We start from the raw sequence: 20341 nt of genomic DNA on the forward strand, positions 1-20341 counted from the left end.
CTTGACAGAGGTTTTTACGCAAACGATTAGCTGTAGGCAGCGCAAGGCTTCAGCAAATATCTGCTGCGCGGTGGTCAACGGATTTTTCTTCATTCACAACCTGCTATTTCCTCATGCTATTCCCTTTGGCTCCGCCTAAAAACCCCTACCACCAAAAAGGTAATTTACAGCGACGGACAAACCCAATAAGATGCATATAAAATACAACTTATAAGTCATACCAATAAAAAGGAGTCACCATGCTGGATAACCAAACTATCGCCATCGTTAAATCAACCATTCCTCTGCTGGCGGAAACAGGCCCGAAACTGACCGCGCATTTTTACGATCGCATGTTTACGCATAACCCTGAGCTCAAAGATATTTTTAACATGAGCAACCAGCGCAATGGCGATCAGCGCGAAGCGTTGTTCAATGCCATCTGTGCTTATGCGACGAATATTGAAAACCTGGCGGCGCTGCTGCCTGCGGTTGAGCGTATCGCTCAGAAGCATGCCAGTTTTAACATTCAGGCCGATCAGTATCAGATCGTCGGTAATCATTTATTGGCAACGCTGGATGAACTGTTTAGCCCAGGGCAAGAAGTCCTGGATGCCTGGGGTAAAGCCTATGGCGTGCTAGCGAATGTCTTTATTCAGCGCGAAGGCGATATCTACCGCAGTACCGAAGCGCAAAACGGCGGCTGGAGCGGTGTGCGACCTTTCCGTATTGTGAACAAGCAGCCGCAAAGCTCGGTGATTACCAGCTTCACTTTGGAACCCACCGACGGCCAGCCTATTGCGGATTTTCAACCGGGCCAGTATCTGGCGGTTTACATCAAGCATGACAGTTTTGCCAATCAGGAGATTCGCCAATACTCTCTGACTCACGCGCCAAATGGAAAATCCTACCGGATTGCGGTGAAACGTGAAGCACAGGGCACCGTTTCTGGCTATCTGCATGATACCGCGCGTGAAGGCGATATCATTCATCTGGCGGCTCCGCACGGCGATTTCTTCCTTGATATCCCTGCTTCCACGCCAGTTGCCCTGATTTCCGGCGGCGTGGGGCAAACCCCAATGCTGGGCATGTTGCATACGCTCAAGCAGCAGGATCATCAAGCGAAGGTGCTATGGCTGCATGCAGCAGAAAATGGCACAGCGCATGCGTTTGCGGATGAAATCAAACAAACAGGACAGTCTTTGCCGCAGTTCCAGCATCACATCTGGTATCGGGAACCGCAGCAGGTCGATCGTCCGGGCGAAGACTATCATCACAACGGGCTGATGCAGTTGGCCTCGTTAAAAGATGAATTAACCACGCCAGATATGCACTATTACCTGTGCGGCCCTGTGGTTTTCATGCAGTTTATCGCACAGCAGTTGCTGGCTATGGGCATCCCCGCTGAGCAACTGCATTACGAATGTTTTGGTCCACATAAAGTCGTCTAACCCTCATTGGTGACGGATCAAACCCAAAGGCCGCTTTTGCGGCCTTTTTTCACCTTTCAGAAAACCACCGCCTGTAAAACACCTTATTGATCACAAATCTATATGCCAATACGGCAGTGCTCCGCTAAAAAAGAGGTGGGTCACAAAAAACAACACATTATTAAAATAATATTTCATTTTTAATGAATAGTTATTTCATCAAAGGAACCTCGTTTAGGCATCGCCCTTGAATCGGCTTGGGTGCACAATAAAAGCCCGACGTTCTCGCTGAAGGCCGTGATAAGAGCGATAAAAAACAGCGACCTTCCTTTGATAACGCCTGGGTTCATTAACCGTTTTCGACTAACCAACAAGGGATATGTCTGACCATGGCAAACCATTTTTCAGAAAGTGTAGCTTTAGCTCTGATACTTTCCGCCCCTTTCACACTGGTACACGCTAAAACGCCCGCTGCGGCACACCAGGCCGCCGCACCGGACAGCGTTAACTTATTGTCGGGTTCAACACTGGGTGAGAAAACCGGCTTATCCGGTAATGTTACCGTACGGGATATTCATCTGCCTGCCACCATCATTATCAGAGACCAGCAGGGCCAGAAGCGGCAGACACAGACCGATGAGCAAGGAAAATACCACCTCGATGTCTCTGGCCTCACACCGCCATTACGCCTTTTAGCCATCGAATCCGGCGGCAATAACTGCCTGCTGAATAATATTTCTCGTGCAATCTGCCTGTCTGCTGTCGCCCCATCACTGCATGACGGTAAAGAGAATATTGCCAATATCAACCCGCTGACTGACCGCATTACCTCAGATATTGCGGTGGCAGCAGGCTACATTGGTCCACAGCAGCTAACGGACGACACGGCATCACCGAAACTGGACGCCGCAGCATGGAAAAAAGCCTACGCCGATTTTCATGCAGGCTTTAATGACGCGTTAAAACAGGTAGGCGTCAGCGCGCCCAAGCGTTTCGATCCTCTGACTTACCCCGCGGCCCAGCAGGATGCGGTCACCAAAATCGTCAACGTCATTAACCATACCCGCAATTATCACAACGACACCGGCTATTCTGGCCATACGGTACTGACCGACAGCGCGTTCCATCCCATTGTCGGCCTGAATAATAAAGGCGATTATGAACCGCTGGATTACCGTTCTGCCCGCCAGAGTCTGGACGCGATCCAGAAAGCGCAAACCCGCATTTTTATCGTCGGCGACTCAACCGCGGCAACCTATGAAAAAATGCGCTTCCCGCGTATGGGATGGGGTCAGGTTTTTGAACAGCAGTTCAGTAAAAATAGCAGTGTGAAAGTCGTCAATGGCGCACGCGCAGGCCGTAGCTCACGTGACTATTTCTACGAAGGCTGGTTCCGCCAGATGCAGCCACTGATGAAAGAAGGTGATTTCCTGTTTATTCAAATGGGGCACAACGATCAAAACTGCAACAGTGCAAAAGCGGTACGTGGCCCGGCGGATGTCGCTAACCTCTGTACTTACCCGAATGATGCCGCAGGGAAAAAGCAAGCTCCACAAGGGAAAGCCGATATGTCATTCCAGACATCGCTGGAGCGCTATATCACTTTCGCCCGTCAGCACAAACTCACACCGGTTCTGTTGACCCCGACTACCCGAGTGAAAACGGCTGACGGGAAAAACGGCACGCCTGCCGTACACAGTCACTTCACCAAACAAAACGCGGAAAATGGCTATGCTTTCGTCGGCGATTACAGCCAGACCATCAAGAACACGGCTGCGGATAACAAGGTCATTTTGCTGGACGTTGAGCCCGCCACTATTGCGTTGGCAAACCAGGGCAACAGCGACCATTGGAAACAATACTGGCTGGTAATCGATCCCAAAAAATACCCTTACTATCGCGATCAGGCAGGTAGCCTGAGCAAACCGGATACCACCCATTTTCAGAAAAAAGGCGCTATCGCCGTGGCAGGGATTGTCGCTGACGCCATTCGGCAGGAACCCGCTTTAGCGTCGCTGGCGGAAAAAACGACCAGCAAGCACAAGTAGTTATCAGTCAGGAAAAAACGATAAGACAGAACCGCGCGGTGTTACATCGCCGCGCGTTATATACCTTCCTTTACCGATTACAGGACTCTGGACATGATAAACGCTTCACATCTTCGCAAAACTCTGACCTTAGCCGTGTTAATTTCCTCGCCCTGGTCGCTAGCGCAGGCTGCCGACTACAATGCGCTGGTTTCTGCGAATGCAACGGGCACCAACACCTACAAAACCATCGCTGAAGCCATCGCCAGCGCACCGGCAGACAGCTCGCCGTTTGTCATCTATCTGAAGAATGGCGTGTATCACGAGCGCCTGACCATTACGCGCCCTAACATTCACCTACAGGGCGAAAGCCGCGACGGCACCGTGATCACCGCAACCACCGCCGCTGGGATGCTCAAACCCGATGGCAGCAAGTGGGGAACCTATGGTAGTAACACGGTGAAAGTCGATGCGCCCGATTTCAGCGCTCGTTCACTGACCATCAACAATGGTTTTGATTACCCGGCCAATCAGGCTAAAGCCAACGACGATCCCACCAAATTAAAAGATTCGCAGGCTGTTGCGCTGCTGGTTGCTGAAAATAGCGATCGGGCATGGTTTCATGATGTCAGCCTGACGGGCTATCAGGACACGCTCTATGTAAAAGGGGGACGCAGCTTCTTCTCACAATGCCGAATCAGCGGCACCGTTGATTTCATCTTTGGTAACGGTACTGCGCTGTTTGACGATTGCGACATTGTCGCGCGTAACCGTACCGACGTGAAAGATCAGCCGATTGGCTATCTCACCGCGCCCAGCACCGATATTAAACAAAAGTATGGTTTGGTCATTACCAATAGCCGGGTGACGAAAGAACCAGACGTCCCAGCGAAAAGCTATGGCCTAGGTCGCCCTTGGCACCCAACGACCACCTTTGACGATGGGCGCTATGCCGACCCTAACGCCATCGGCCAGACCGTCTTCCTGAACACCAGCATGGATGACCATATCTATGGCTGGGACAAAATGTCAGGCAAAGATAAACAAGGCGAGAAAATCTGGTTCCATCCACAGGACTCACGCTTTTTCGAGTATAAATCCAGCGGTAAAGGGGCAGAGAAAAACGATCAGCGTCGTCAGTTAAGCGATGCGGAAGCAGCAGAATACACAGCAGACAAAGTGCTGGCAGGTTGGGTTCCTACTGCGCCTAAAGGGAAGTAAATGTGGAGAAGCCAGCCTGATAGGCTGGCTTCTATACTCGTCATACTTCAAGTTGCATGTGCGTTGGCTTCGTTAGCTCACCCGAATCACTTACTTGAGTAAGCTCATCGGGACGCCCTCACTTGCCGCCTTCCTGAAACTCGAATTATTTAGAGTCTACGTGGTATTGACGAGGCGATTAAATCGCTTCTTCGTCTTCTTCACCGGTACGAATACGGACAACGCGAGCCACATCAAAGACGAAGATTTTACCGTCGCCGATTTTACCCGTTTGCGCGGTCTGCGTGATGGTTTCCACACAGGTATCGACGATGTCATCCGACACGACAATTTCGATTTTTACCTTTGGCAGAAAATCGACCATGTATTCTGCACCACGATACAGCTCGGTGTGGCCTTTCTGACGACCAAAGCCTTTAACTTCTGTTACCGTCATCCCTGTGATGCCCACTTCAGCTAACGCTTCACGCACATCGTCCAGTTTGAACGGCTTAATAATCGCATCAATTTTCTTCATGGAGGAACCTTTGTGTTATCTATGTTGCGGCCAAAGCCGAGCATCAGCAAGTGGACAGCATGTCAGAACTCAGGCGGACAATCTACACCCGCACGGCTCTCTCAGCGCTAGTCTTTAAAATCGTTGGCATCCAGCTCATGGCGGCCCAACAGTTTATAAAATTCCGTTCGGTTACGCCCGGCCATCCGCGCGGCCTGCGTCACGTTACCTTTTGCGATCTGTAATAGTTTTCGCAAATAGTTAAGCTCAAACTGATGACGCGCCTCAACAAACGTTGGCAGGGCGGTATTTTCACCTTCCAGCGCTTGTTCAACCAGCGCATCGCTGATCACCGGTGCGCTGGTGAGCGCCACACACTGTTCGATGACATTCACCAGTTGACGCACGTTACCCGGCCAGCTTGCCGTCATCAAGCGCTTCATCGCATCGGTAGAGAAGGTGCGCACAAAAGGCTTGTGGCGATTAGCAGATTCACGCAGCAGATGGTTTGCCAGCATCGGGATATCTTCAGCACGCTCATGCAGCGCTGGCAGCTTCATGTTCACCACGTTGAGCCGATAATAGAGATCCTCGCGAAATTCGTTCTTCTCCATCGCCTTCGGCAAATCACGATGCGTGGCGGAAATAATCCGCACGTCAATGTCCAAATCGCGGTTGCTACCCAGCGGGCGGACTTTTCGCTCCTGCAAAACGCGCAGCAGCTTAACCTGTAAGGACAGCGGCATATCGCCGATTTCATCTAAAAACAGCGTGCCACCTTCCGCCGCCTGAAAAAGCCCTTCACGGCTGCTGACCGCGCCGGTAAAAGCCCCTTTCGCATGGCCGAACAGCTCCGATTCCAGCAATGGCTCCGGCAGCGCACCGCAGTTAATTGCAATAAAAGCTTTCTTTGCACGTGGGCTCGCCGCATGAATCGCCTGAGCCAGCACCTCTTTCCCGGTGCCGCTCTGACCATTAATCAGCACACTGACGTCCGACTGCGCGACCATTCTGGCCTGCTCCAGCAGACGCAGCATAATCGGGCTGCGCGTCACGATGGTTTCACGCCAGCTTTCATCACCCGCTGGGGCGGACAATGCCAATGCTTCGTCTATCGCTTTGTAGAGCGCATCACGATCAACGGGCTTCGTCAGGAAGCTGAAGACTCCCTGCTGTGTAGCCGCAACCGCATCGGGAATGGAACCGTGAGCGGTTAAAATGATCACTGGCATCCCCGGCTGATAGCGCTGGATTTCGGCAAACAGCGCCATGCCATCCATTTCATCCATACGAAGATCGCTGATCACCAGATCGAACGTCTCGCGCGTTAACAGCCGCAGCGCCTCTTGGCCGCTCTCCGCCGTCATCACGCTAAATCCTTCGCTGGTCAGCCGCATGCCCAACAGTTTCAGCAGGCTGGGATCATCATCCACGAGCAACAAACTCGCCGTTTTTCGGGCTGTCATTGTCTTGTTGACTCCTTCTTCGTCGTCGCGTTGTCCGTATGTGATTCCATCGGCGGCGCATAGGTGTCATCCGCATCAACTGGCTCATTTCTGGATTTCGTTGCCGAATTGCGCGAAGCGTCTTTATTTGTACTACCGCTATTCGCACCGGAACTACCGCGACGATCGCCGTCGTTATCCGGCATTTCCCCCGACAGCTGTTTACGAGACGACAGTTGACGCTCAATATCCGTCAGATTTTCCAGTTTCTGCGTGGTGGTTTCTAACTGATATTGCAGGTGACTTTGCTGTACACGCAGGGCGTCTAGCTGCTTGTCGCTGGATTCCTGCAAGCGCTTATAGCGCAGACGCTCATCCGATAGCGCCAAGAACAACGTTTGTCTGTCACGCCAGGTTTGCATCAGCGGGCGTAACGCCGCCGGGAAAGCCAGACGATATAAATTGATCTGTTCCAACACCTGACGGCGTTCAACCTGAGTAATACCGGCATTATCCAGCAGGATGCCCTGCTTAAACACGCTATCCCAGCTATCACCCGCAACTTGCCCGGCTTCCTCGCGGGCCTGGAACTGTGTTAAACGCCCGGCACAGTCCATCGCCCGCAACCAGTAAAGCGCGTTGTTCATGGATTCACGATCGTCGATCTGCCACAGATGCTCGCATTGCGCGATACGGAAATCGGCAACCTGCTCTTTCGGCGGTGTCGCTTCGGTCTCCAGCAGTGCAATGCCATTGTGCACGTTGCTATTACACGCAGCTAAAATGAGTGGCGATGACATAAGCGTCACCTTCAACAGACGGGAAAATCTTCTACTCGCCAGCCATCCCTTCATAAATCCTACATTCATTCTCTATTCATTCTCGGATCATTCGTTATCGGACAATAAGGGCAGCTCGATGCGGAAACACACATCAGCATAGTCCACGGTAATTAGGCTAAGCTCACCACGCATACGACGGATGCAATCACGCGCGATGCTCAACCCCAGTCCGCTTCCTTTTACTGCACCACGGCGCTGATGGCTGCCCTGATAAAAGGGCTCAAAAATCATGCCCCGCTCCGCATCGGGAATGGGCGTACCATTGTTGGCGACATCAATCTGAACGCGATTGCCAATCTGACGGCTATAAATCCAAATGTTACCGGATTCCTTACCGTAGTGCACCGCATTGGAATAGAGATTATCGATCACTCGCATCAATAGCGTCGTCTCCGCCCAACAGTGATCGACGGCAAGCGTCACATCGGTATGAATCATTTTGGCGCGGGCAGGCAAGCTATGAGAGGCCACGACAATATCGACGATTTCTTCGATTTCCACCCGCTCCAGCTCGGTCGGCGTATCCGCCAGCTTGCGATTGTAGTCCAGCAGTTGATCGATCAGCTGTAGCAGGTGGCGACTGCTGCTATCAAGAATAGCAACCACCTCTTTCTGATCGGCAGTCAGCGGACCAACCACCTCATCGGCCAGCAATTCAGTGCCTTCCCGCAGGCTCGCCAGCGGTGTTTTCAGTTCGTGGGAGATATGGCGTAAAAACTCATGTCGCTGTGATTCGAGCCAGGACAGACGCTCGCTCAACCAAATAATGCGCTGCGCCAGCGTCCGAATTTCACGCGGCCCTTTAAAGGTGCTGGTGTTGCCCAGCGAGCGCCCTTCCCCCAGGCGGTTAATCATTCGCTCGACGCCATTAACTGGGCCGATAATCATCCGTGTAAAGAGAACCACCAGCAGCACGCTGACCAGAAACAAGAGCAGCGCCTGCCAGCCAAAGAACTGACCACGTTCGGAAATAGCCTGCTGAAGCTGCTGTCCACGGGAGAAAACGACGTCACGCGTCACCTGCACCATCTGCCCATTCGCACGGGAGAACCCTTCCAGCAGGCTAGATGCCGTTTGTTCCGGGCCGCTGTTATGGCAGCGTATTTCGCCGAGCTGAGTAAGGAGTTGACGTAGCGTCTGGTAGTAGCGGGGATCGGGCAGGACCTGCGCGTGAGAATCCAGCATTTGCAAATACTGTTTACGCTGGTTCTGATAGAGCGTCGCCAGCGTCTGATCGTCCAATACGCAATATTGCCGGTAGCTACGCTCCATCGCCAGCGCGACGCTGGTCATTGCTTCACTGCGCCGAGCATCCGTCAGCGTTGTCCGGTTAATATCCGCAGCCTGTTCGCTCAGCATGTTCAGGCTTTGATAAGCCTGATAGGCCAGCACCAACAGCGGCAGCAAAACCAGCAAGAACGCCATAATTACTAATTGCCGCAGGGAACGCGGGAATAAACGCCATCGTTTCAAAGAAATCATCTCGTTACCTATCGAATCCGCTCTGATGCTAACTGAGTCTTATAAAAGTTCAACGTTTTCCCTTACGACATGCGCAACGCTTCGCAATGTGGCATGAATACCACTGTAAGGACGTCAAAAGTAACGCCGTAAAAACAGTCAGGGAGATTCTCTGGGGAGAGGTGGCGAGGTTAAAACGTCACGCGGCCAGAAGAATCGCTCCCTCTGGCCGCGTAACTGAATAGGCGGTGCCTCACTCAACGTGTCGCCCGATGCTTGATAACGTTCGTTTTCACGCCCGATTATCGGTCTGGTGGACGATAGGCACCCTTTCTTTTGGCATCATTCCAGATGTTATGAGCGAAAATGTTTGCCAGTTAGCAACGCAATCATAACCAGTTGAATGAGCAACTTCTTTTAAAATGCACTTAGCATGCCAGGTTTGACTAAAACACAACAATATACTGATTTTTAATAATTTTTATTTAAAATACCGCCAAGAAACGCATAACCCAGAATACAAATAACGAAAATACATGCAAAAGAGACGATTTATGTCGCTAAAAACAGACAGCTTTATGATGCCATCACACCGTTCATATAAATCAAATAGTTAAATGTCACTAATTAGAGACAGTAAAAAGCCTATACGTCGCAAAACAACGACAAACTGAGAAAAACAGACGTAAAAAAGGGGCCGAAGCCCCTTTCTCTGGCTGACCTAAACTTAGCCCAGCTGTCTACGCGCATTACGGAACATACGCATCCACGGGCCATCCTCGCCCCACTCTTCCGGGTGCCAGGAGTTACTGACGGTACGGAACACACGCTCAGGGTGCGGCATCATGACGGTTGCCCGACCACTGGTGCTGGAGACTGCCGTAATACCGTTTGGCGAGCCATTTGGGTTAGCCGGATAGTTCTCGGTTACCTGACCGTAGTGGTTGATATAACGCAGCGCCACCAGACCATGTTCTTCAATCGCCGCCAGATGAGTATCGTCCCGGACTTCAACTTGTCCTTCACCGTGTGAAACGGCAATCGGCATACGCGATCCAGCCATGTCATTCATGAACAACGACGGACTTTTCTGCACTTCGACCAGGCTGAAACGCGCTTCAAAGCGATCGGATTTATTGCGGACGAAACGCGGCCAGAGATCGGCACCAGGAATCAGTTCACGCAGGTTGGACATCATCTGACAGCCGTTACATACGCCCAGCGCCAGCGTTTGCGGACGCAGGAAGAATTCCGCGAATTCATCACGCACGCGAGAGTTGAACAGAATGGATTTAGCCCAGCCTTCACCCGCGCCCAGCACGTCACCATAAGAGAAGCCGCCACAGGCAACCAGCGCTTGGAAATCCTGCAAGTTACGGCGATTCGCCAGCAGGTCGCTCATATGGATGTCGATGGCATCAAAGCCCGCACGGTGGAACGCCGCCGCCATTTCTACGTGAGAGTTCACCCCCTGCTCACGCAGGACAGCCACTTTAGGGCGGACATTTTTAGCAATGTAAGGCGCGGCGATATCTTCCTGCGGATCGAAGGTCAGCGACACGTTCAGGCCGGGATCGTTATCATCCTGTCTGGCGATGTGTTCCTGATCGGCACACTGCGGGTTATCACGCAGGCGCTGCATCTGCCAGCTGGTTTCAGCCCACCAGCGACGCAGCGTTGAACGGCTTTCCTGATAGATCGCTTCTGCACCCTGATTGATGGTGAAACGCGTGCCTTCTTCAGCATGACCGAGGTAATGTACACAATCTGCCAGACCATGCAGCGCCAGAACCGCTTCCACTTCCGCACGACGTGCCGCAGGGATCTGAATTACTGCGCCAAGCTCTTCGTTAAACAGCGTCGCCAGCGTATCCTCACCCTGAGACGCAATATCAACCGTCACGCCGCAATGGCCAGCAAACGCCATCTCTGCCAGCGTAACCAGCAGGCCGCCGTCTGAGCGGTCGTGATAAGCCAGAAGCGCTTTATCCGCGACCAGTTGCTGCATGGCATTAAAGAAGCCAGCCAACTGCTCAGGGCTATGCACATCTGCCGTCTTACGACCCAGTTGGCGATAAACCTGTGCCAGCGCCGTCGCACCCAGCGCTTTGTTGCCTGCACCCAAATCGATGAGCAGCAGCGCATTATCCTGTCCGGTACGCAGCTGTGGCGTTACCGTGTTACGCACGTCTTCCACGCGGGCAAACGCAGAGATCACCAGCGACATCGGCGAAGTGACCGCGCGATCTTCGCCTTCTTCCTGCCAGCGGGTTTTCATCGACATAGAGTCTTTACCCACCGGAATCGTCAGACCCAGCGCTGGGCACAGCTCCTCACCCACGGCTTTCACCGCATCGTACAGGCCAGCATCTTCGCCCGGATGCCCTGCGGCTGCCATCCAGTTCGCAGACAGCTTCACGCGAGTCAGCGGGCCGATATGCGTGGCCGCAATGTTCGTCAGCGCCTCACCCACCGCCAAACGCGCGGAGGCGGCGAAGTTACGCAGCGCGACTGGCGCACGTTCACCGATAGACATTGCCTCGCCGTAATAGCTATCAAGGCTGGCGGTGGTCACCGCACAGTCAGCCACCGGCACCTGCCACGGACCGACCATCTGATCGCGGGCTACCATACCGGTAACAGAGCGGTCACCGATGGTGATCAGGAAGGTTTTTTCCGCGACAACAGGTAAGTGCAGCACGCGCTCGACCGCTTCTGCCAGATAGATTTCATCACGCTGTAGCGGTGTGCCTTCTACCTGCTTGCGCTCAACGTCACGCAGCATCTTCGGCGTTTTGCCCAGCAGCACATCCAGCGGTAGATCGATCGGCTGGTTGTTGAAGTGACGATCGTTCATCGTCAGATGCAATTCTTCCGTCGCCTCACCAATCACCGCATAAGGTGCACGTTCACGGCGGCAAATTTCATCAAACTGTGCCAGCTGTTCTGGTGCAACGGCCAGAACGTAGCGCTCCTGCGATTCGTTACACCAGACTTCCAGCGGGCTCATGCCCGGCTCGTCGTTCAGAATATCGCGCAGTTCAAAACGACCGCCGCGACCACCGTCGCTCACCAGTTCCGGCATCGCGTTAGACAGACCGCCCGCGCCGACATCGTGGATGAACAGGATCGGGTTGGCTTCACCCAATTGCCAGCAGCGGTCGATCACTTCCTGACAGCGGCGCTCCATTTCTGGGTTATCGCGCTGTACAGAAGCAAAATCCAGATCCGCATCAGACTGACCCGATGCCATAGAAGAGGCTGCACCGCCGCCCAGACCGATATTCATGGACGGTCCGCCCAGTACAATCAGTTTGGCACCGACGATAATTTCGCCTTTTTTGACGTGATCGGCGCGGATGTTACCAATGCCGCCCGCCAGCATGATCGGTTTATGGTAGCCGCGCAGCTCTGTGCCATTGTGGCTATCAACACGCTCTTCATACGTACGGAAATAGCCCGTCAGTGCAGGACGGCCGAATTCGTTATTGAATGCCGCGCCGCCCAATGGACCTTCGGTCATGATATCCAGCGCGCTGACAATACGCTCTGGTTTGCCGAACTCTTCTTCTTCCCACGGCTGAACAAAGCCAGGAATGCGCAGGTTCGATACAGAGAAGCCCACCAGACCGGCTTTTGGCTTGGAGCCACGGCCTGTCGCGCCTTCGTCACGGATTTCACCACCGGATCCCGTTGCTGCGCCCGGCCACGGTGAAATGGCGGTCGGGTGGTTGTGCGTTTCAACCTTCATCAGGATATGAGCATCTTCCTGATGGTAAGTATATTGCCCGTTGGGATCGGTGTAGAAACGGCCGACGGCGGAACCTTCCATGACGGCGGCGTTATCTTTATAGGCCGAGAGAACGTGATCGGGAGTGTGTTCAAAGGTGTTTTTGATCATTTTGAACAGTGACTTCGGCTGAGTAACGCCGTCGATCACCCAATCAGCATTGAAAATCTTGTGGCGGCAGTGTTCAGAGTTCGCCTGGGCGAACATATACAGTTCGATATCGTTAGGATTGCGGCCCAGTTTGGTGAAGGCTTCCAGCAGATAGTCAATCTCATCTTCTGCCAATGCCAGTCCCAGACGGACGTTCGCCTCTTCGAGTGCCTGACGTCCTTGCAGTAGAATTTCGATACGCTTGAAAGGGGCAGGTTGATGATGAGAGAAAAGCGCTTCGGCCTGTTCCAGGTCGCTAAATACGCTTTCCATCATTCGGTCATGCAGCAGAGCCCCCAATTGCTGCCACTGTTCATCGCTCAGTGTAGGCGCATGAATATAGAAAGCCAGCCCACGCTCCAGACGCAGCACTTTGCTTAACCCACAGTTATGAGCGATATCCGTTGCTTTGGAAGACCACGGTGAAATCGTGCCGGGACGCGGCGTGACCAGTAACAGACGGCCTTGCGGCTCGTGCTCCGCGAGAGAAGGACCATACTTCAGCAAACGTGTCAGTTTGGCCTGTTCATCGTTGTTCAACGGGGCGCTGACATCGGCGAAATGTACGTATTCAGCATAGATATCACTGACCGGCAAAACGTGCTCTTTGCAGCGGACCAGCAATTTATTAATACGAAAAGCCGATAAAGCAGGTGAACCACGCAGTATTTCCATAATCTAAAGTTCTCTCGTCTTCGATGCACTGGCTGCGATACAGCCATGGGGCACAACAGGGGGGAAACGCGCATATTATAGAGAATCCTTCCCTCGGACGAAACCGTTTGCGTGGCGATAATTTCACTTCGCGTCCGACGAATGATTAATCGGTGACCAAATCAATAAAAGTTGCACAGTGGCGCTTTGTTAAGCAAAATGCCCCCACTCTGGGAAATGACGTATAAAAAAACTGCCGTTACAGACAGCCTGGCCACACGGCCGCCGAGAGATAACTATTTGAAGCCGTTAAAATTAAATTATTTTTTCATCGGGATTATCACGTTACTGCTGGCGTTAGCGCTATGGCCTAGTATTCCCTGGCGCACTAGTCAGGATGTACAGCTCAGGCAGATCCTCTCACGCGGTGAGTTGCGTATCAGCACGGTCAACTCACCGCTGACCTATGCAATGAGCAACGGATCCCCGACAGGTCTGGACTACGAACTAGCAAAACGGTTCGCCGATTACCTCGGCGTCAAGCTGGTGGTCTCGTCACGCAAGAATCTTGACGAGCTGTTCGACGATTTGGACGGTGACGACGCCGACCTGCTGGCTGCTGGGCTGATCTATAACCATGAGCGTCTGGAACGCTTCCGCGCCGGCCCAACCTACTATTCCATTTCACAACAGATGGTGTACCGCCTCGGTTCACCTCGCCCCAAAACGCTGGATAAACTGCAAGGCCGCCTCGTCGTCACATCCGGTTCCGCGCACGCCGCTACCCTGCGCGATCTAAAAGCAGAGAAATACCCGCAGCTAAGTTGGGAATCAGCCTCCGATCAGAGCACGCAGGAATTACTGAAGCAGGTTGCCGACGGCAAACTGGACTATACGCTGGGTGATTCGGTCACCATCGGCCTGATGCAGCGAATTCATCCGCAGCTTGCCGTCGCCTTCGATCTCAGCGACGAAGAGCCGGTTACCTGGTATATGCGCCGTTCACACGATGACAGCCTGTCCGCCGCGCTGCTGGATTTCTTCAGCCAGATTGTCGAAGACGGTACGCTCGCGCGTCTGGAGGAGAAGTATCTCGGTCACGTTGGCGAATTTGACTATGTCGATACCACCACGTTCCTGAGCGCGATTGATGAAACGCTGCCGGATCTGCGACCGCTGTTTGAAAAATACGCCACCGATATCGACTGGAAGCTGCTGGCCGCCATCTCCTATCAGGAGTCACACTGGAACCCGCTGGCGACCTCCCCTACCGGCGTGCGCGGACTGATGATGCTCACGCGCAACACGGCAGAAAGTCTGAACGTCACCGATCGAGTCGACCCTGAGCAAAGTATTCGCGGCGGTGCGCAATATATGTCGCACATGATGCAGAAAATGCCGGACACCATCCCAGAAGATGAAAAAATCTGGTTTGCGCTGGCGTCTTACAATATGGGATACGCCCATCTGCTTGATGCGCGTAAATTGACCGAAAAACAGAAAGGTAATCCCGACAGTTGGGTCGATGTGAAGATGCGCCTGCCGATGCTAAGCCAGAAGCGCTATTACACCCAAACCACCTACGGCTACGCGCGTGGACACGAAGCCTATAACTACGTGGAAAACATTCGGCGTTATATGGTGAGCCTGGAAGGTTACCTGATCGAGAAAGAAGCTAAGGCGCAACAGCAAACCCAGATCGCGCAAGGCTATCCGGCCGTGCCTCTCAGCAAGGTACCAGAATAAAAGAACCGAAATAGATCCGTATGGAAGGGAAAACGCCCCGCTATTCCTGCGCGGCGTTTTTCTCGGCTGCACGACGGGCTTTATGCTGTTCACGACGCAGGCGAAAGAACGTACTGAGCGTTGCAGAACATTCATCAGCCAGAATGCCGGATTCAATCACGATCTGATGATTCATGCCGGGATGGCGCAGAATATCCACCAGCGACCCCGCAGCCCCCGTTTTCTCATCTGACGCGCCATAAACCAGACGGCCAATACGGCTGTGTACCATCGCGCCCGCACACATGATGCACGGCTCCAGCGTGACATACAGCGTCGTTTCCAGCAGGCGGTAGTTCTGCAACACCTGCCCTCCCTGCCGCAACGCCATGATCTCAGCGTGCGCGGTAGGATCGTGATGCCCAATCGGCCGATTCCACCCTTCGCCGATGGCTTCGTTATCCAGCACCAGCACCGCACCAACCGGCACTTCGCCTTCATCCTGAGCGCGCTGAGCCAGCATTAATGCATGGCGCATCCAGTATTCATCGTTACGCAGATTGCCCACGTTTCCTCACAGTCATTCATATTTTGGCGGCGCATTATACCTATATGAAGAGATGAAAAATCAGATGAAAGGATGAAAAAATCATTCCAGCTGTTGCAGGCTACCTTCGGGGGTGACTCGCCAGCGGTGTTCGCAAAAATAGAGCAGCGGGTTGTCCTGTTTGCTGTCGCTGTAACCACTGTAGAGTTTGAGCGGCGCGCCGAGACGCTGCTCCATCTGTGCCACTTTTTCATGTCCGAGACAGCGTAGCGTTAATACCCAGCCGCCGTAGCGGCGCGTAATCTGGCTTCCCATCAGGCGAACGCCAGGCAGAAAAGGCGAATCATGGTAGACCTGTTCCACCAACCGCTGCGGCGATCCCGTCACCAGCCAGACCTGTGCATCACTGTCTTCAAGATAGGTTTTCAGCCGCTGCTGAACCTGCGGAAATGGAATGACATCATGACGAAACGCGCCGACAAACTGCTTTTCCAGTTGAACCAGCTCGTCTTCATCACGCCCAAACGTAATCGCCCACAGCAGCCAGCTCATCGGCCACCGAGCCGCGCGACCGCGAATCAGTAGCCCCAGCCCGATAAGAGGTAATAGCGGGATAACCAGAACGAGATTTAACGGCAGCCGACGAAGTAAAAAACGCAAAAAGCTGCCAAACATGTCCTGCTGATGCAACGTGCCATCCAGATCAAAAAAAACAATGCGTTGCTCTCGCTTATCACTCAAAACATTTCTCCCGACTTACACCAAGATAATTTTATCCGCCAATCAGCGCCTCACGCAGATAACCGTTGTGTTGTTTCAGGCGCTCACGCGCCGCTTCCACGTCAATATTAGCCAGAAGCATCAGGATTGCAGGCTTAACCTCATTATCCGCCTGCACCAGCGCCTGCCGCGCCTTTTCCCGCTCAGCACCCGTCGCTTCAACCACAATGCGGCAAGCCCGGTCCAACAGCTTCACGTTGGTTGCCTTCACATCGACCATCAAATTCTGGTACACCTTTCCCAGCTTAACCATTGCGCCGGTAGAAATCATATTCAGGACGAGTTTTTGCGCCGTTCCCGACTTCAAGCGTGTCGACCCCGTTAACGCTTCCGGGCCAACCACCGGAGAAATCGCCACCTGCGCTTCCTGTGCGATGGGTGAATGCGGGTTACAGGAGATCGCCGCCGTCCGGCAGCCAACGTCACGCGCATAGCGCAATGCGCCAATCACATACGGCGTTCGGCCTGATGCCGCAAGGCCGACAACCATATCTGCCGCGGTGACATCCAGCGCTTTTAAATCCGCCTCACCGAGTGCAGGGTCGTCTTCCGCACCCTCAACCGCTTTAAGCAACGCGCCCGGCCCACCGGCAATCAGGCCAATAACCAGCCCGTGTGGCACGCCAAACGTCGGCGGACACTCTGAGGCATCCAGTACGCCCAAACGACCGCTGGTCCCCGCGCCCAGATAGATCAGCCGCCCGCCCTCCTGCAACGACGCCGTCGCCAGATCGACAGCCTCGGCAATCGCGGGTAAAACTTGCGCAATGGCTTCGGGTACTTTCCGATCTTCCTGATTAAACGCGTGCATCATCTCCAGCGTAGAGAGCTGATCCAGCGCCATCGTCGCCGGATTCCGAGTTTCGGAAACCAGCTTCCCTAAATTAAGGTTCTCTCCATCCATCACATCTGAACGCATTCTGCTACCCCATGCTTTATATCAGCGTTCTCTACACGCTTATGACAAACCACCCTTTTCACCACTATACTGCTTTTGGGGAGTATGAAAGTACGCTATTCTGCATCGAATTACCCCACCACATTTATCTCGCAAGGTAAACAGAGAAACCTCAGTGCGACTCTCCGGGTTCAGACTCTCCAGTTACACGCTTTTCTTTATTAGCTGTCTGCTGTTTCTGCTGGCGGGTTCCCTGCGCGCGGACTGGGATTTTATTACCATTAATCAGCGCACCGAGCAGCTTTATGGCCCGGCAACGCCCGATGCTCGCCGCCGAATAGATGAATGGCAGACGCTGTTGGCTAATTCCCTCAACAAAGAGGAAAAGGCCCTGCTGAGTAGCGTGAACCAATTTTTCAATGACCGTATGCTGTTTCGCGATGATATTGTCGTCTGGAATCAGGAAGATTACTGGGCTACGCCGATTGAAGCACTGCGTAAAGGTGCCGGAGACTGCGAAGATTATGCGCTCGCCAAGTATTTTACGCTGCGCCATTTAGGCGTCCCGGCGGACAAATTACGTATTACCTATGTTAAAGCCCTGCGTCTGAATAAGGCGCATATGGTGGTCACCTATTATCCCACGCCAACCTCGATTCCGCTGGTGCTGGATAATCTGACCGACAAGATCCAACCCGCGACAGAGCGCACTGATTTAGTTCCGGTGTACGCCTTTAATGGCGGTGGTCTCTGGCTGCCCGGAGCCAGCGGCAGCAACAAACGCGTAGGTGACAGTAAACGACTTTCACGCTGGCAGGATGTATTAACCAAAATGCGTGCCGAAGGGTTTTCAATTGAGGAGTAAGGGTAGGCTATGTCTCTATACAAACAACTACTGATAGCCATCTGCCTGTTTGTGCTAATTATTTTCAGCGGGAGTTTTTTCGTCAGCCTGGAAAATTCGCGTGAACAGTACAATAACCAGCTTCACTCTCACGCGCAGGATGCCGCTACCGCACTGGGCCTTTCCCTGACGCCGAATATCGATGACCCGGCAATGGTAGAGCTAATGGTCAGCTCGATTTTCGACAGCGGCTACTTTTCCAGTATTCGCGTGCGGGATTTAAAAACCAGCAACGTTACGCTGGAACGCACTGCATCGCCGGATATCCCTGACGTACCGCGCTGGTTTGTTCAGTTAGTGAACCTGCAACCCGGCGCAGGCGAAGCCATCGTGATGCGCGGCTGGGAACAGGCGGCAAAAGTTGAAGTCGTCAGCCATCCGATGTTCGCGGTGACGCGACTGTGGCGCAGCAGTACGGCTTCTTTCCTGTGGTTACTCGGCTGTGGCACGCTGGGCGTGTTACTCGGCGCGCTATTCCTGCGCCGTCAGCTACGTCCGCTTGATTATATTGTCGATCAGTCGCTGGCCATTACCCGTCGTGAATTCCTTAGCCAGCCGGATTTGCCCAATACACCCGAGTTTCGCCGCGTCGCACAGGCGATGAACCTGATGGTCAGCAAGCTCAAAAAACTGTTTGAAGAAGAGGCAGAACGAAGCGAGCGCTTACGTCAGGAAGCCTATCAGGATCCTCAAACCGGATTGAATAACCGTCGCGCGTTTGACATGCAGTTCAACGACAAGCTGGCCGACGAAGAAACCGCCCCCGGCTTCCTTATTATGATTCGCGTTCAGGATCTGGCGGGGATGAATCAGCGGCTGGGCGGCCAGCGCACCGATGCGCTATTAGCCTCCGTCGGGCATATTCTGCGTAACACGCAAAAGCAGCATACCCATGCGGAAAGCCTTCTGGCACGTATCCGCGGCGGGGAGTTTGCGCTGTTCTGCCCGGGGTTGGTCGATAAAGAAGCCTATGCGCTGATTGGCGAGCTGACGCGCAACATCGAAACGTTGCATCTGACAGGCGAAACCGATGTCTCCCCTGTCGCCCAATTCGGCATGGTGCCTTTCCGCCCCGGCGATACCGCGCAATCCCTGTTTATTCAGGGCGATCAGGCGCTCACGCGAGCCGAAAGTAATACCGATACCACCGCGCCTCACGACATTCCGTCCGTCAGTGCCGAACAGGTCGAAACCGATCGCCATAGATGGTTTAACCTGCTCGATCCCATTTTGGAACAGGAACGCTTGCAGCTTTTCCTGCAACCGGTCGTCGCCTGTGACGATCCCAGCCAGGTGCTGCATCACAAAGTACTGGCCCGCATTCAGGATGAACAGGGGAACAGCATCGCGGCAGGCCGCTTCCTGCCATGGATCCAACGCTTTGGCTGGGATACCCGTCTGGATCAAACCATGCTACGCGAAGTACTGGACTATCTTCGCCAGCACGACGGCAATCTGGCGCTGAGCCTGTCCGGCACCACGGTTCTGAATCTTCATCTGCTCGCCGATCTGCTTGCTCCGTTGAAGCATCAGCCAGCGGTCGCCAGACGGCTGATTCTGGAACTGGATGAGAACCAATTGCCAGACAGCGCCCAACTGGAAGCTTTAATCAAGCTGCTGAATGAACATGGCTGTGCGCTGGGGCTACAGCATTTTGGCGGGCGCTTTAATATGATCGGCAACCTGTCGCAATGGGGGCTGGCTTACCTGAAAGTCGATGGCAGCTACATCCGCAATATCGATCAGGAAGACGATAAACAAATGTTTATCGAAGCGCTGTATCGCGCCACCAACAGTATTGCCCTGCCGCTTATCGCCGAACGTGTTGAAACCGCAGGCGAGCTGAAAGTGCTTCAGGAGATGGGGTTACAGGGCGCGATGGGACGGCTGCTGGGTGAACCCGCGCCAGCGGTCAGAATCTGATACCACATCATTTTGGCTAACGGCGTTTAACGACCCCGGCTTCTCACTACGATATTGAGAGGCCGGAAA

14 protein-coding genes are annotated in these 20341 nt (G+C 53.5%); 6 read left to right on the plus strand and 8 right to left on the minus strand.

All coding sequences use genetic code 11. The features are described from left to right. Positions 1 to 239: 239 nt before the first annotated feature. The 3 genes from hmpA to pemA all read left to right on the plus strand — a co-directional run bounded on the left by hmpA (position 240) and on the right by pemA (position 4657). Complete coding sequence (gene hmpA, locus H4F65_RS16600; RefSeq protein ID WP_010280109.1) at positions 240 to 1430, plus strand: NO-inducible flavohemoprotein; 1191 nt, start codon at positions 240 to 242, stop codon at positions 1428 to 1430. Positions 1431 to 1798: 368 nt separating this feature from the next. After that, on the plus strand, positions 1799 to 3457 hold the full coding sequence (gene paeY / locus H4F65_RS16605; RefSeq protein WP_010280111.1) for a pectin acetylesterase PaeY: 1659 nt from the start codon (positions 1799 to 1801) through the stop codon (positions 3455 to 3457). A 93-nt stretch (positions 3458 to 3550) separates the two neighbouring features. Further along, complete coding sequence (gene pemA / locus H4F65_RS16610; RefSeq protein WP_010280113.1) at positions 3551 to 4657, plus strand: pectinesterase PemA; 1107 nt, start codon at positions 3551 to 3553, stop codon at positions 4655 to 4657. Positions 4658 to 4835: 178 nt separating this feature from the next. Here pemA and glnB read toward each other — a convergent pair whose 3' ends face one another. The 5 genes from glnB to purL form a co-directional block, all read right to left on the minus strand. Next, a complete protein-coding gene (gene glnB / locus H4F65_RS16615) occupies positions 4836 to 5174 on the minus strand; it encodes a nitrogen regulatory protein P-II (RefSeq protein WP_005970202.1) in 339 nt (112 codons plus the stop codon). Positions 5175 to 5281: 107 nt separating this feature from the next. After that, a complete protein-coding gene (glrR, locus tag H4F65_RS16620) occupies positions 5282 to 6619 on the minus strand; it encodes a two-component system response regulator GlrR (protein ID WP_010280116.1) in 1338 nt (445 codons plus the stop codon). After that, positions 6616 to 7467, minus strand: coding sequence for a two-component system QseEF-associated lipoprotein QseG (gene qseG / locus H4F65_RS16625; RefSeq protein ID WP_039316514.1), 852 nt, complete (start codon positions 7465 to 7467; stop codon positions 6616 to 6618). The genes glrR and qseG overlap by 4 nt, the downstream gene beginning before the upstream one ends. 18 nt (positions 7468 to 7485) lie before the next feature. Next, positions 7486 to 8922 (minus strand): sensor histidine kinase, encoded by a 1437-nt coding sequence (locus H4F65_RS16630; RefSeq protein ID WP_010280118.1) that lies wholly within the window; start codon positions 8920 to 8922, stop codon positions 7486 to 7488. A 706-nt stretch (positions 8923 to 9628) separates the two neighbouring features. Further along, positions 9629 to 13516, minus strand: a complete 3888-nt coding sequence (purL, locus tag H4F65_RS16635) for a phosphoribosylformylglycinamidine synthase (protein WP_010280120.1) — start codon at positions 13514 to 13516, stop codon at positions 9629 to 9631. Positions 13517 to 13732: 216 nt separating this feature from the next. Between purL and mltF the strand changes: the two genes are divergently transcribed. Next, positions 13733 to 15241: a membrane-bound lytic murein transglycosylase MltF gene (gene mltF, locus H4F65_RS16640; protein ID WP_010280124.1), complete on the plus strand. Its 1509-nt coding sequence runs from the start codon at positions 13733 to 13735 to the stop codon at positions 15239 to 15241. A 40-nt stretch (positions 15242 to 15281) separates the two neighbouring features. On the opposite strand, the gene tadA is transcribed toward mltF, so the two are convergent. From tadA to murQ, 3 genes are all read right to left on the minus strand, one after another. Beyond that, the gene (tadA, locus tag H4F65_RS16645; protein ID WP_010280127.1) at positions 15282 to 15788 is read right to left on the minus strand and encodes a tRNA adenosine(34) deaminase TadA; all 507 of its coding nucleotides are present in this window, start codon (positions 15786 to 15788) and stop codon (positions 15282 to 15284) included. Positions 15789 to 15869: 81 nt separating this feature from the next. Next, positions 15870 to 16508 (minus strand): phosphatidylglycerophosphatase C, encoded by a 639-nt coding sequence (gene yfhb, locus H4F65_RS16650; protein ID WP_010280128.1) that lies wholly within the window; start codon positions 16506 to 16508, stop codon positions 15870 to 15872. A gap of 31 nt (positions 16509 to 16539) precedes the next feature. Continuing rightward, the gene (gene murQ / locus H4F65_RS16655) at positions 16540 to 17466 is read right to left on the minus strand and encodes an N-acetylmuramic acid 6-phosphate etherase (protein ID WP_010280129.1); all 927 of its coding nucleotides are present in this window, start codon (positions 17464 to 17466) and stop codon (positions 16540 to 16542) included. A gap of 154 nt (positions 17467 to 17620) precedes the next feature. Here murQ and lapG point away from each other — a divergent pair, with 154 nt between their 5' ends. Both lapG and lapD read left to right on the plus strand, forming a co-directional pair. Beyond that, positions 17621 to 18310 (plus strand): cysteine protease LapG, encoded by a 690-nt coding sequence (gene lapG / locus H4F65_RS16660; protein ID WP_010280130.1) that lies wholly within the window; start codon positions 17621 to 17623, stop codon positions 18308 to 18310. Between the two features lie 9 nt (positions 18311 to 18319). Beyond that, positions 18320 to 20272: a cyclic di-GMP receptor LapD gene (gene lapD / locus H4F65_RS16665; RefSeq protein ID WP_010280131.1), complete on the plus strand. Its 1953-nt coding sequence runs from the start codon at positions 18320 to 18322 to the stop codon at positions 20270 to 20272. The last annotated feature ends 69 nt before the right edge of the window (positions 20273 to 20341 follow it).

Source organism: Pectobacterium brasiliense (assembly GCF_016950255.1).
GTDB lineage: Bacteria > Pseudomonadota > Gammaproteobacteria > Enterobacterales > Enterobacteriaceae > Pectobacterium > Pectobacterium brasiliense.

Excerpts from the sequence above, each read along its gene's own strand:
- hmpA (WP_010280109.1), top strand. The coding sequence starts at position 240 with ATGCTGGATAACCAAACTATCGCCATCGTTAAATCAACCATTCCTCTG.
- paeY (WP_010280111.1), top strand. The coding sequence starts at position 1,799 with ATGGCAAACCATTTTTCAGAAAGTGTAGCTTTAGCTCTGATACTTTCC.
- pemA (WP_010280113.1), top strand. The coding sequence starts at position 3,551 with ATGATAAACGCTTCACATCTTCGCAAAACTCTGACCTTAGCCGTGTTA.
- glnB (WP_005970202.1), bottom strand. The coding sequence starts at position 5,174 with ATGAAGAAAATTGATGCGATTATTAAGCCGTTCAAACTGGACGATGTG.
- glrR (WP_010280116.1), bottom strand. The coding sequence starts at position 6,619 with ATGACAGCCCGAAAAACGGCGAGTTTGTTGCTCGTGGATGATGATCCC.
- qseG (WP_039316514.1), bottom strand. The coding sequence starts at position 7,467 with ATGAATGTAGGATTTATGAAGGGATGGCTGGCGAGTAGAAGATTTTCC.
- H4F65_RS16630 (WP_010280118.1), bottom strand. The coding sequence starts at position 8,922 with ATGATTTCTTTGAAACGATGGCGTTTATTCCCGCGTTCCCTGCGGCAA.
- purL (WP_010280120.1), bottom strand. The coding sequence starts at position 13,516 with ATGGAAATACTGCGTGGTTCACCTGCTTTATCGGCTTTTCGTATTAAT.
- mltF (WP_010280124.1), top strand. The coding sequence starts at position 13,733 with ATGACGTATAAAAAAACTGCCGTTACAGACAGCCTGGCCACACGGCCG.
- murQ (WP_010280129.1), bottom strand. The coding sequence starts at position 17,466 with ATGCGTTCAGATGTGATGGATGGAGAGAACCTTAATTTAGGGAAGCTG.
- lapD (WP_010280131.1), top strand. The coding sequence starts at position 18,320 with ATGTCTCTATACAAACAACTACTGATAGCCATCTGCCTGTTTGTGCTA.